The sequence below is a fragment of the uncultured Thiodictyon sp. genome (assembly GCA_903837595.1).
In the GTDB taxonomy this organism is placed as follows: Bacteria; Pseudomonadota; Gammaproteobacteria; order Chromatiales; family Chromatiaceae; genus Thiodictyon.
In genome coordinates this window covers 1-12,253 of the sequence record CAILVI010000333.1, presented here as the reverse complement: position 1 = coordinate 12,253, position 12,253 = coordinate 1, and the positions used below count along the sequence as shown (strand labels likewise).

Annotated in this window: 12 protein-coding genes; 6 read left to right on the top strand and 6 right to left on the bottom strand. The window is 65.4% G+C overall.

Features of this window, described 5'->3' with window-relative positions; translation table 11 throughout:
- The 4 genes from QZY44_RS18805 to QZY44_RS18790 form a co-directional block, all read right to left on the bottom strand.
- The coding region (locus QZY44_RS18805) for a sulfotransferase domain-containing protein (protein ID WP_295449743.1) at positions 1–804 on the bottom strand (804 nt) is incomplete at its 3' end.
- A 1-nt stretch (position 805) separates the two neighbouring features.
- On the bottom strand, positions 806–1,708 hold the full coding sequence (locus QZY44_RS18800) for a hypothetical protein (protein ID WP_295449741.1): 903 nt from the start codon (positions 1,706–1,708) through the stop codon (positions 806–808).
- Positions 1,709–1,757: 49 nt separating this feature from the next.
- Positions 1,758–2,039: a PqqD family peptide modification chaperone gene (locus tag QZY44_RS18795; RefSeq protein WP_295449739.1), complete on the bottom strand. Its 282-nt coding sequence runs from the start codon at positions 2,037–2,039 to the stop codon at positions 1,758–1,760.
- 328 nt (positions 2,040–2,367) lie between these two features.
- Entirely contained in the window at positions 2,368–3,930 is a 1,563-nt protein-coding gene (locus QZY44_RS18790) for an SUMF1/EgtB/PvdO family nonheme iron enzyme (protein WP_295449737.1), read from the bottom strand.
- 103 nt (positions 3,931–4,033) lie between these two features.
- Between QZY44_RS18790 and QZY44_RS18785 the strand changes: the two genes are divergently transcribed.
- Positions 4,034–5,833 (top strand): ABC transporter transmembrane domain-containing protein, encoded by a 1,800-nt coding sequence (locus QZY44_RS18785; RefSeq protein ID WP_295449735.1) that lies wholly within the window; start codon positions 4,034–4,036, stop codon positions 5,831–5,833.
- 582 nt (positions 5,834–6,415) lie between these two features.
- On the opposite strand, the gene QZY44_RS18780 is transcribed toward QZY44_RS18785, so the two are convergent.
- A complete protein-coding gene (locus QZY44_RS18780; protein ID WP_295449733.1) occupies positions 6,416–7,228 on the bottom strand; it encodes a tRNA threonylcarbamoyladenosine dehydratase in 813 nt (270 codons plus the stop codon).
- Positions 7,229–7,394: 166 nt separating this feature from the next.
- Here QZY44_RS18780 and QZY44_RS18775 point away from each other — a divergent pair, with 166 nt between their 5' ends.
- The gene (locus QZY44_RS18775; RefSeq protein ID WP_295449731.1) at positions 7,395–7,577 is read left to right on the top strand and encodes a hypothetical protein; all 183 of its coding nucleotides are present in this window, start codon (positions 7,395–7,397) and stop codon (positions 7,575–7,577) included.
- A 59-nt stretch (positions 7,578–7,636) separates the two neighbouring features.
- Here the strand turns inward: QZY44_RS18775 and QZY44_RS18770 are convergent, their stop codons facing one another.
- Entirely contained in the window at positions 7,637–7,951 is a 315-nt protein-coding gene (locus QZY44_RS18770; RefSeq protein ID WP_295449728.1) for a DUF1840 domain-containing protein, read from the bottom strand.
- 653 nt (positions 7,952–8,604) lie between these two features.
- Between QZY44_RS18770 and QZY44_RS18765 the strand changes: the two genes are divergently transcribed.
- The 4 genes from QZY44_RS18765 to QZY44_RS18750 all read left to right on the top strand — a co-directional run bounded on the left by QZY44_RS18765 (position 8,605) and on the right by QZY44_RS18750 (position 12,100).
- Entirely contained in the window at positions 8,605–9,093 is a 489-nt protein-coding gene (locus tag QZY44_RS18765; protein ID WP_295449726.1) for a hypothetical protein, read from the top strand.
- A 605-nt stretch (positions 9,094–9,698) separates the two neighbouring features.
- Positions 9,699–10,157, top strand: a complete 459-nt coding sequence (locus tag QZY44_RS18760) for a hypothetical protein (RefSeq protein WP_295449724.1) — start codon at positions 9,699–9,701, stop codon at positions 10,155–10,157.
- Between the two features lie 24 nt (positions 10,158–10,181).
- Positions 10,182–10,739, top strand: coding sequence for a type I restriction endonuclease (locus QZY44_RS18755; protein WP_295449720.1), 558 nt, complete (start codon positions 10,182–10,184; stop codon positions 10,737–10,739).
- A gap of 29 nt (positions 10,740–10,768) precedes the next feature.
- Positions 10,769–12,100 (top strand): hypothetical protein, encoded by a 1,332-nt coding sequence (locus tag QZY44_RS18750; RefSeq protein WP_295449717.1) that lies wholly within the window; start codon positions 10,769–10,771, stop codon positions 12,098–12,100.
- The last annotated feature ends 153 nt before the right edge of the window (positions 12,101–12,253 follow it).

Here is a 12,253-nt window from a genome sequence, read left to right as displayed (position 1 = left end):
GGCGTGGTCGGCGATGATTCGCTCGACCTGCCCGGCAGTCAATGTATCGCGCCAGCCACCGCTGCGACCCTGACGAAAAAAGCGTTCTGCGTGTTGTGGCCGCTCACGAAAGCCTTGTTCCTCCTCTTGGCGGAGCAATTCGCTGAAGGAGCTGAAGCGGATGGCCTTTTCGACCCGCTCGGGCGCGTCGGGCAAGCCCAGGAAGCGGGCCGCGCGGGTGAAGGTGGGCACCGGGTCAGCCAGCATGTCCTCGAAACGCAGGACCTCGACATTCAGGCCTGGCGCCTGCACCCAACTGCGCACATGCCCCGACCAACTCCCCAGGCGTTGCCGAATCTGCAACCCCAGGGCCCGGCGTGACCGGCATAACGCCATCTGCGGATTGCCCATCCGGGTGATCGCCTCGTCAATGGTGCAGTGCCAGTGATGGGCGGCCGAGGGGGCGACATCCAGCGGATTGCGGATGATATAGAGGGCACCCAACGTGGCCTCCCGACTGACGAGCGGCTCACCTTCGGCGGTCAGGGTATAGGCATCGTGGATCTTGTGGTAGCCGATCTGCGCGCCCTGCAAGGCCCAGCGGTAGACGCCCGGGCGCAGGCGCTCCACCTCATCGGGGGTGAATTCAGCGGTATCGAAGCCGAGCACCTCGTCCAACCAGGCACGGGCGCTGGCGATACAGCCAATGTCGAGCGCATTGATATCAGCCGGAGCCGCCCCATCATCCTGCAGATTGCACAGGAAGGCCCGCAACCAGGTATTGCCCGACTTGGGATAGGAGGCGAGCCAGTAAATGCCGGCCATGTCAGGGGTTCGCCGCAATATCGGCGAGGATGCGCTCCACCAGTGCGTCCAACTCAAAACCACGCTCCGGACGCATGATCTGAGCAAGCTGGACGCGCCCGGCCAACTTGCCGCAGAGTTGCAGGTGTTCGCGGCCCAGGGCCATCCCTTCCAGAAAGCGGACGCGATAGGTGTTATTGCGCAGTGGCGTGAAGCGCTCCAGGCCCCGAATGGATTCAAAGTGCGTGTCCGCCAGCCGGTGGGTACCCAGGACGTAGACCCAGCGAATCGGCAGGGCCTGACCGGTAAAGCGATCAGTTAGCGGATAATTGAACTTTTCCAGTTCCGGGCGGATACGCCGCAGCGCCGCGGTATCGATGCCGAGGCGCGCGGCGCTATCCTGCCACAACTTGATGCGCGGGAAGCCCGGCAGGGCGCGACAGTCGGCATCCACCGGCGTGACGTCATCGGCCAGGATTTCATAACCGCGCCGCAGGAAGCCCGCCGCCAGGGTGGATTTACCCACACCGGACTGACCGACACAGACCATGCATCGGTCACCGATGCGGATGGCGTTGCCATGCAGCACCAGCAGACCGCGCTGCAACAGCAGCGCCCCCAGCGCCGAGCCGAGCAGGAACACGCGGATGCTGTCCGCGTCCCCGGCCGGTTCCGTAGCGATGGTGATCAGATTGCCGTCGCTGACCAGAAAGCGTGCAATCCGCGGCACCCGCAGCCAGAGCTGCCGGGGCGTCACCCACAGATAGGGCCCAAGTTGCCGGCCTTGCGGCAAGCCTTCATCCGCAACCTGGCCGAGGCGAATCTGCACATCGGGCTCGCTTCCGGCAGCTCGCGGATCGGCTGCCAATAGTTCCGGCAGCGCCAGGTCACTGACCAAGGCAAGACCATAGCAGGTATAGTTCATCGCGTGTAGCAGCGGCCGCAGTCCCCGCCTGGGACCGAATGCGGTGGCGTCATGCCAGTTGCACCAGCCCCATGCCGAGCAATTCCTGGATAAAGTTCATCAGGTCGCGGCGACAGGTGGGTTGATCAACCGCGAATTCATCACAGATGGTCGCGGTGAGCTCCTCGACCGTCACCGCTCGCTCCAGCAATTCCCAGATGCGCGGCCCCACGCCGCCGATCCCAAAGTATTGACCTTCTGCAATGCTCATCATGACCAGATCGCCATCCATCTCGGCGGCGACCAGGTCGGGGTGGCGAATGATCGGGGTGGTCGAGTCAATAGTCGTCATGGGTCCACAGCTCATGGTTGGAGTTCATGCGGCGAGGCGGCAGATGCGATTAACGCAGGTTTCCTGAAATAGCGTCGATTTACACAGAAAGAGCATGCCAGGGACAACCGCCGCGGCGGCCGCAGACCGTGAAGGCCGTTGGCTGCCATTGCGATCAAGGTTGCAGGATCTTGGCCGGATTCAATGATAACCCAGATGGCAGCGAGTGCGCACTAATGGTGCCAAGGCGGCATCGCCCCGCAGCGGTCGCGGTCCGCGACTGGGACGCACCCGCAGGATCGGCCGCCGCCGCACGCGACACCTGGAGGCCTCAGGCATGCGCCTCGGTTCAGGGTGTCGCGGGGTCCATCCAGCGCTCATCCCGGGCGCGGTCCGGGAACTGGGGGATGTAGCCGCCAGGTCGCCGTGGGGGCGCATCCGCCGCGGACCGCGCGGACGGCCTCGCCAACTGCCGCTGCTCGGCACTGCGCCGCTCGAGCAAGATGCGGGTCTCGGCGGTCAATTGACCGGTCATCGGGAGCCCGGATTGGCGCTGGAAATCGCGCAATACCACGGTGAAGGCGCGGTCGAAGCGGTCCGATGCGCCGTCGCAGGGGTATCCCAATTCGCTCAGTTGCTGCCGCACCCGGCGTCGCTCATCGGGCGTGAGCTCGGGAGGGGAGTCGGCGCGACCGGGGGGTGGCTCCAGATGGATCTGGACGTTGACCGGCTCACCGTCAGTCAGGTCGACGGTGGCCGCCGCCTTGGCATAGCCTGGCACCAGGGGAGACACCTCGATGCGATGCTTGCCGCGTCTCAGGCCGGTCAATTCCAGGGGCCGGCCGACCCCAAAGGAGCCTTGCAATTCCCCATCGAGCAGCACCAGCGCGTAGGCGTCCACCTCGATGCGCAGGCGCCCGTCCGCCACGCCGGCCGATGCCGGTGCCGGCGCGGGTGGCGCCGAGCGACGGCCCACCGAGGTCACGACCGGGGCGGCCAGTACCACGCGAAAACCGGTATCCGCGGTCTTCACGTCACCGGCGGCGTCGTAGGGCTGGACCTCAAGCCGCGCATCCGCCCGCAGATCCTCATCGCTGCTGTGGATACCCCCACCCATCAGTACATCGCCCCCGATCTGCCCCGGGAACTGCGCCGAGCTATAAGGGTCGTTCATGATCTCCCAGGCGTTGCCATACAGGTCATGCAGCCCCAGCGGGTTCGGCAGACGCTGGCCGATGGGGGCGATCTCACCATCGGCGTTGCGGTTGTACCAGGCGTGGCGCTCCAATCCCTCGGGCATGGGGTAACGGCGCGCCGCAAAGACGTCGTCCGCGACCTGCGCCCCACCCCGGGCGGCGTACTCCCACTCGACGTCCAGGGGCAGCCGCACAAAGGCCGGCTTGCCCTCAACCCGCGGCAGACAGGGTTTGGACCCCGGCGCGCAGGGCGGAATCTGCGCGGCATTGGCGTGCAACCAGCGCGAGAGTTGCGCCGCAAAGTTGACCGCGTCGATACGGCTCACGCCGACCTGGGCCGCTGCCAGGGCGTTGATCGCCTGGACGTTGCCCACCGACGGCACCGCGGGACAAGGCCGCCCGGCCGCCGACGCCGTGACCGCCTGATACTGCAGGACGGTAACCTCGTACTTGCCGATCAGTAGCGTGCGTTGCCCGGTCCCCGCCAGCGCGCTAAAGGGGCCGACCAGCGCGGTCCGGGGGCTGCCTGCGGGGGTGGCGACCGGCCGGAAGCTGAGCGCCCCCGCGCAGGGCAGCGGCAGGATCACGTCATCGGCCAGCGGCCGCGGGTTGTAGAGCCCCACTGGCCAGGGCGGCGGGTCCGCCGCCGTCGCCGCACCCGGTGCGGCGAGCAGTAGCGCGGCCCCCAAGAGCCGAGCCCTGACGGGGTAGAACATGGAGGCTGGACGCGACCTGCTGGGCGAGTCGATGAGCATGGTCCTTGAACCTGCGAGATCAGGCACTTATTTTAGCCGTTATTCTGACGCCCCGCGGAACCCCATGCCCCCTGCCCTGCCCCTGCCCCTTCCCCAACGCCCGACCACCCGCAATCTGGGCCCGCTGCTGCGGCTCCTGGCCTTCATGCGGCCCTATCGCGGGCGCGTCCTGCTGGCCGCCCTGGCCCTGATCGTTGCCGCCGCCGCGGTACTCGCCTTCGGCCAGGTGATTCGGGAGGTGGTGGACTATGGACTGAAGACCGGGTCCGAGACCGCGCTCAATCGCTCACTGTTGCTCTTTCTTGGCGTCGTGCTGGCGATGGCCGCGGCCATCCTGATGCGCTCCTACCTGCTCGCCTGGATCGGCGAGCGGGTGATCGCCGATGTACGCACGGCGGTCTTTAGCCAGGTCCTGGGCCTGGACGTGGGCTTCTTCGAGACCACCCGCACCGGTGAGGTCATCTCGCGCCTGACCTCCGACACCACGCTATTGCAGACGGTGGTTGGCTCCACCCTGGCGATGGCCCTGCGCGCCGCGCTCATCGTGCTCGGTGGCCTGCTCATGCTGGCACTGACCAGTCCCCACCTGACCGGGCTGGTGTTGCTCGGGGTGCCGATCGTGGTCCTGCCGCTCTGGCTGATCGGCTATCGCCTGCGGCGCCTGGCGCGTGCCAGTCAGGACCGCATCGCCGATGTGGGCGCCTATGTGGACGAGGTGATGCACGCCATCCGCACCGTCCAGTCCTTCTGTCACGAGGCGATCGACCGGGCGCGCTATCGTGAGCGCGTGGAGGCCGCCTTCGAGACCGCACGGCGGCGCGCCGCACTCAGCGCCGCCCTGAGCGCCATCGCCACGGCGCTCACCTTTGGCGCCATCGGCGCGGTGCTCTGGGTCGGCGGCCGCGAGGTGTTGGCGGGGCGCTTGAGCGGCGGGGAACTGTCCGCCTTCCTCTTCTATGCCGTGCTGGTGGCCAGTTCCGTGGGCAGTCTGAGCGAGCTCGTGGGTGAGTTGCTGCGCGGCGCCGGGGCCAGCGAACGGCTGATGGAGCTGCTCGCAACACCAACCCTGATCCGTGCGCCCGCCGACCCGCGCCCCCTGCCCGCCCCGGTCCGGGGGCAAATCGACTTCGTGGACATGGGGTTCGCCTATCCGGCGCACCCTGACCTGCCGGTGCTCAAGGCGCTGAATGTGGCCATCGCGCCCGGGGCCAAGGTCGCCCTGGTCGGCCCGTCGGGTGCCGGCAAGACCACCCTGTTCCAGCTCCTGCTGCGTTTCTATGACCCGCAACAGGGCGCCATCCGTTTCGATGGGGTGGACCTGCGCGATCTGGACCCGCAGCGCCTGCGCGGACAGATCGCCGTAGTCCCCCAGGACCCGGTGATCTTTGGTGCCGACGCCTGGGAGAACATCCGCTATGGCCTGGAGGGCGTGCCGGATGAGGCGGTGCGCCGGGCCGCGGACGCGGCGCATGCGCGCGAATTCCTGGACCGCCTACCCAACGGCTTCGACACCTTCCTGGGCGAGCGCGGGGTGCGACTCTCCGGCGGCCAGCGCCAGCGCATCGCCATCGCGCGGGCGATCCTGCGCGACCCCGCCCTGTTGCTGCTGGATGAGGCGACCAGCGCGCTCGACGCCGAGAGCGAGCGGCTGGTCCAACTCGCCTTGGAGGAGCTGATGAAGGGACGCACCAGCATCGTCATCGCCCACCGCCTGGCCACGGTGCGCAAGGTCGACCGCATCCTGGTGCTGGAGGCGGGACGCGTGGTGGCCGACGGCACCCATGAGGCATTGATGGGTGAGGGGGGGCTTTATGCGCGGCTTGCCGCGCTCCAGTTTCGCGACCAGGCGGGGGATCAGGTCTGAGGCTTAGGACCGCCGGGGCGAACGCACCTGCGCGGCCCTTTGCAAATCGCCGCCGCCTGAGGTTCAATCCCAAACGAGGAAAATCGGCGATCGAAGCCCCCGCTCATGTATTGCAGCCACCCCGCGAACATTGGTCGCGGCCTGGGGGGCGCTCCTACGCGGGTAGGAGCGGCCCCCCCGCCGCGACGGGTACCGCAAGGGCGGGTCTGGCCGGAGCGATGACCAAGGGCCACGCCTGTGTCAGGCGCTCTGCACCGGGAGCGCCGGTGGCGGTAATGGTGATCAAGACCCTGGGCCGCACAATCAGACCGTTCACCGAGTGCCAACCAGGCCCGACACATCTACTATCATCCAGAGACCACCATGGGCTCCATCCTGACGCCGGAGACACTGGAAGAAATCTCCAGACGCTTGAATCTTAGTGCGACTGGCACCCAAGCTTGACCCCCACGAAGACTTTTCCAAATCGTATCAGCCATTTCGCGGGCTTCGATTCCCATTTCGAGCAGATGTCGTATATTCCGGCGATCGTCCGTCAAGAACGGCTACCAGGCGCTGGGCTCGCGCCGGGTCGGCAGCCGCCTAACACTCGGGATTACGTATAGTCTCCAACGCCTGCGCCGCCAGGACCAGGCCGAAGCTGGCGGTGACGGTGACGCAGGAACCGTAGCCGTGGCAGTTGAGGCTGCCGTCCACCGCGCAGTCGCCGGCCGCCGGGGGGGCGACCGGCTCGCGCGAGAACACGCAGCGCACGCCGATGGTGCCGGTGCGCGGCGCCCCGAGTTTGCGCAGGCGCTGGCGCAGCGCAGCCAGCAGCGGATCGTGGGTCACCAGCGCCAGGTCATCGACCGTCACGCACTGCGGCGCCGATTTACCGCCCGCCGCCCCGGCACAGACCAGTGGGTGGCCGCCGCACCAGGCCCAATGCGCCATGGCGAGCTTAGCCTGCCCCTGGTCGCAGGCATCGATCACCACATCCACCGTGCACGGCAGCAACGCGGGCCAGTTGTCCGCTGCAACAAACGCCTCCACCGCCGTCACCTCGCAGTCGGGGTGGATATCGGCAATGCGTCGACTGAGCGCCTGGACCTTGGCCGCGCCCAGCGTGCTGCTCAGCGCCTGAATCTGGCGGTTGATATTCGACTCGGCCACATGGTCCAGATCGATCAGTACCAAGGCGGCCACCCCGGAGCGCGCCAACGCCTCCGCCGCCCAGGACCCGACACCACCCACCCCGACGACCGCGATGCGGGCCGCGCGCACGCGGGCATACGCGGCATCGCCCCAGAGGCGGCGCAGACCGCCGAAACGGCGCTCGGCGTCGGGGCAAAAAACGGCGGGCGACGGCGGCACCACTTGACCCGCGCCCGCGGTGCCCGCAGTCTTAGTGCTCATGGCGTCGTGGCCGCGCGGTCTTGGTCGTTTCGCATCTTCTACCGCTCACTAAAGTCCTTTGGCCTATCATTAGCGGGTGGGGGGCGAGCCCCGGCGACGGTGCGTCGTGCACAACGCCGGAACGGCCCCGCGATCCAGGCTGAGTTAACCAATGAGGTATCGATCGATGATCAACATACACACGTCGGCACTGATTCGCACCAGCGCGGAGATCCGCAGTTTCCGCTCACTCAAAAACCCGGTCAGGCCGCACCAGCAGGCGTTGGACGCGGGCCGGGTCCTGCATGGACGCGGCCAGCGGGTCGCGCGCGCGCACGCTAAAGCCTGGCACGCCAGCCAGGGCCGCTGACCCGGCACCGCGCGCGTCCACCCGCCGGCGTCGGGGCGGGGGAACTGGGTGCCCGAGGTTCAGCCCCACATCACATTCTCGCCCGCCGTCGCCGCCGCCTGGAGTAGATCGACCAGCGGCAGGGCACGGTGACCCAGGCTGACATGCTGGCCCTCACCGTCGTCCTTCGCGCCGCCGGTAGGCGCGGGATCGAGCAGTTCGCCCGCGTGTTCAGAGACGGCGGCGCGCAGCCGCGCCAGCGCGGCCGGCACGTCCGCCGCCAGGATGGCCCCGGGCACGGTGCCGCTCTGGCCCATGAGCTTGAGCAGACTGACCGCCACTTCGCCGAACATGGTGATATTGGCGTGGGCCTGGGTCTCGAAGGTGACCAACATGAGGAGTCTCCTTAAATCCGTCGCGGCCGATGCGGCCGCCTCTCCACTCTAGCAAAATCGGGCCGGTCGCGGGCGTGAATGCCGGGGTCCTGGCCGATCGGGCATAATCGTGTTCGAGCCCCTCCCCCACCGCCCGACCGAGAAAGGACCCGTCCATGGAACAAGCCCAGCTCAACTGGCTGACCAACTTTATCTGGAACACCGCCGACTCTGAAGTCCCGCGGCACCGCGCAGAAGCTGCGCCAGGACTTCGAGTCCTATCTGGACGGCTTCTCGTCCAACGTCCAAGATATTCTGACCAATTTCGAATTCCGCAACCAGATTCCCCGGCTCTCCAAGGCCGATGCACTGGGCAGCCTGATCGAAAAGCTGCTCGACTCGGACATCAACCTGAGCCCGCGGCCGGTGGGGGACCTGCCCGGACTCGATAACCACTCGATGGGCACGCTGTTCGAAGAGCTGGTCCGCCGCTTCAACGAGGACAACAACGAGAACCGAATATTTTTACAGTCTCTCCGCCGGGGAACGACACGACGGCCATTCCGGCGGGATGCCGGAATGGCCGCGGCAACCCTTGACATTTGGGGGAAGACCCGCTATAGATTTGAGTCGCAGCGAGTCGTTTTTTTCAACGGATAATCCGGAGAGCAATCATGTCCTTAATTGGTATCGATGCGACCCTGTCCGCGGAACAGTCCGACAAGATCAAGGCCGCCGTGGCGGCCATCATCGAGGCCCTGCCCTTCCTGGTCGATCTGAACCCCAAAGACCGCGCCGAACGCATCAAGTTCGGCGAAAAGAATTTCTCCTTTGTCATCAAGATGCTCGCGGTCGCCCTGGCGAACCCGAAGATCTTTCCGGCGGACTTTCCCCTGGAGGAGTTCCGCACCGACGTGCAGCTCATTGAGGCACTCTACCCGATCCTGCATTCCATCCAAGCCCTGCTGGGCAAGATCGAGGATACCTACTTCGCCGCTGGGAGCGAGGCCTACGCCGCCGCCTTGCTGGCCTATCACTACGCCAAGCTGCGCAATGTCGCCACCGGCGAATTGGAGGACAGCCTCGACGATCTTGGCCAGCGCTTCGCCCGCAAGAGCAAGAAGACCGCCAGTAGCGCCGCGTCTGCGACCCCTTCGACCTGAGGCAAGCACGTAGCCCGGGCGCGAACCGACCGTGACGCCGCATCACGGTCCTGCCCGGCACCGCGACCGACGCCCCGCGCGAGTCCAAGACCGACCTCGCGCGCATCAAGCTCCGAGTTCATTGGTTGGGCCATCCATTGCGGAGATCGGACGGCCGCTGAGCGACAGCGATCCGCCCGATCCCGCAGATAGAACGGCGGCCGTCCGACATCGAACCATGGCTGCCGGACACCGGGCCGAGACTTCCGCTACATCTGCTGATATCTTCGAGACATCTCGTGTGATTGCCGGGACATCTGGGCCAGCTGTTGGAGATAGGGCCGTCGCTGTAGCACAATGGAATCTGAACTGTCGGCAGGCAAAATTCCATCCGCCGACATCGAACCGCGGCACCCGAACATCGAACGATCGATGTTGGCACCTCCAGGCGTGGCTGTCCGATATCGGGCCGAGACTGCCAAGCGATCTCCCGAGATGCACGGGAGATCTCCCGAGATTGCCGCGACATCAAGCGTGACTGCCCGGATATCGGCGATGACTGCGCAACCGCGAGCCGTCGCTGTTGGACATCGACCCGAGATTGCACGGAGCCGAACACCGCCGCCATGAGCACCGACACCACCGAGAAGGGACTGGAAGACCTGATCATGCGCTACATGACCGCGTCGGATGGGCTGTTTCGCGGACCCGCCGCGGCCGTGTCGGAGCCGCCTCCCTTGGCCGGCGGCAGCGGCTGGTTTGCCGGACACCCGGCCGCCTACGACCGCGAGTATGCGGTGGACGTCGAGCACCTATTCCGCTTCCTGATGGATACCCAACCGGGCAGCTATGCCAAGCTCGGCATCGGCGATTACCGGGACAAACAGTGGGTCGCGCGGCGGAAATTTCTCGCCCGCCTGCATACTGAGATCGGCCGCCGCGGGACTATCGACCTGTTGCGCAATGGGATCAAACACGGACCACTCGCCTTCGACCTCTTCTATGGGACACCCTCGCCGGGGAATGTACAAGCGATCAAGCGAAATAGCGCAAACCGCTTCAGCATCACGCGCCAACTGCACTAAAGTCGGGACGAAACCCGGCGGGCATTGGATCTGTGCCAATTCATCAATGGCCTGCCGGTGGCGACCTTTGAGCTCAAGAACAACCTGACCAAGCAGACGGTGGACGATGCGATCACGCAATACAAGCGCGACCGCGATCCGCGGGAGACCCTGTTTGCCTTCGGCCGCTGTGTGGTCCATTTCGCGGTGGACGATCAATCCGTGCCGATGTGTACGGCGCTGAAAGGCAGCAAGGGACGGGCCTTGGCGTCGTGGTTTCTGCCGTTCAACCAGGGCTGGAATGACGGGGCCGGCAATCCACCCAACCCGGACGGCATCAAGACCGATTACCTGTGGCGGCGCATACTCACCCCGGCAGGACTCACCGACATCCTGGAGAACTATGCCCAGGTGGTGGACGAGATCAATCCGAAGACCGGTAGGAAGCGGCAGGTTCAGGTCTTCCCCCGCTACCATCAATTGGACGGGGTGCGGTGCCTCCTCGCCGCCGTCAGCGCGCATGGTTGCTCAAATGTTACACGCCGGTCGAGAGCTATTAACGACTCGCCAAAACCATCCCCGGCGACCCACTGTTCGATGTAAAGAAGGCGCGCAAGAAGCTGCGCCGCTATGTGGAGGGACACGCGAAGGCGATCCGCGACAAGACCGAGATCATGGTGGATCACTTCCTGGAGCAGGTCATCGGTCAGAACAAGATCGGCGGCCAGGCGCGCGCGATGGTGATCACCGGCAGTATCGAGCGGGCGATCCAGTATTTTTTCGCCTTCAACGCGTATCTCAAGGCGGTCAAGAGCCCCTATGAGGCCATCGTCGCCTTCTCCGGCGAGCCGGACTATGGCGGTGAGAAGGTCAGCGAGTCGAAGCTCAACGGATTCCCGAGCAACGACATCGCCGAGCGTATCCAGGAGGACCCCTATCGCTTTCTGATCTGCGCCGATAAATTTCAGACCGGCTACGACGAGCCGCTGTTGCATACCATGTATGTGGACAAGCCGCTCGCCGGCATCAAGGCGGTGCAAACACTGTCCCGCCTGAACCGGGCGCACCCGAAGAAACACGATTGTTTTGTGCTCGATTTCCAGAACGACACCGACACCATCGAGCAGGCGTTCGCCGACTATTATCGGACCACCATTCTGAGCAAGGAGACCGATCCGGACCGGCTGCATACGCTCAAGGCCGATCTCGACAACTACCAAGTCTACTCACCCCAGCAGATCGACAGTCTGGTCGAACTCTATCTGAGCGGTGCCGACCGTGACCGCTTGGACCCGATCCTTGACGCCTGGGTGGCGGTCTACGTGACTGACCTGGACGAGGATGGGCAGGTGGATTTCAAGGGTAACACCAAGACCTTCACCCGCACCTATGACTTTCTCGCCACCATCCTTCCCGATGGGGTGCAGGACTGGGAGAAGCTCTCCATCTTTCTGAATTTTCTTATCCTTAAGCTGCCGGCGCCGATCGAGGAGGACCTGGTGAAGGGCATCCTGGAGGCCATCGACATGGACAGCTACCGTGCCGAGAAGCAGGCGACCATGGCCATCGCGCTGCCTGACGCGGACGCCGAGATCGAGCCGGTGCCGACCGCGGGCGGCGGCCACAAGCCGGAGCCGGAGTTGGATCGGCTATCGAACATCGTCAAGGCCTTCAACGATCAATTCGGTGGGCTCTTTGCCGATCCGCAGCGCATGGGCCAGCGAATCGCGGATGAGATCCCGCGTAAGGTCGCGGCAGATCAGACCTATCAGAACGCCAAGCAGCACTCGGATCGGCAGAACGCCCGCATCGAGCACGATCGGGCGCTCAAACGGGTGATCACCGCGCTCTTTACCGATGACGCCCAGTTGTTCAAACAATTCCAGGACAACCAGTCGTTTCGGCACTGGCTGACGGATACGATGTTTGCGATGACCTATGAAGATCAAGGGCTCGGAGTATAGAGCCGCCGGGCCTTGATCACCGCTCCGACCACTGATGCATCAGGCGCGAAGCGCCATGGCCCTGGGAGCGCCGCACCCCAGTGCGGCCCGGCCTCGCCGTAAGCCGCAGCGCTGCGGTTGGTTGCGAGGTTTCGCCGCACTGGGGTAGATCGG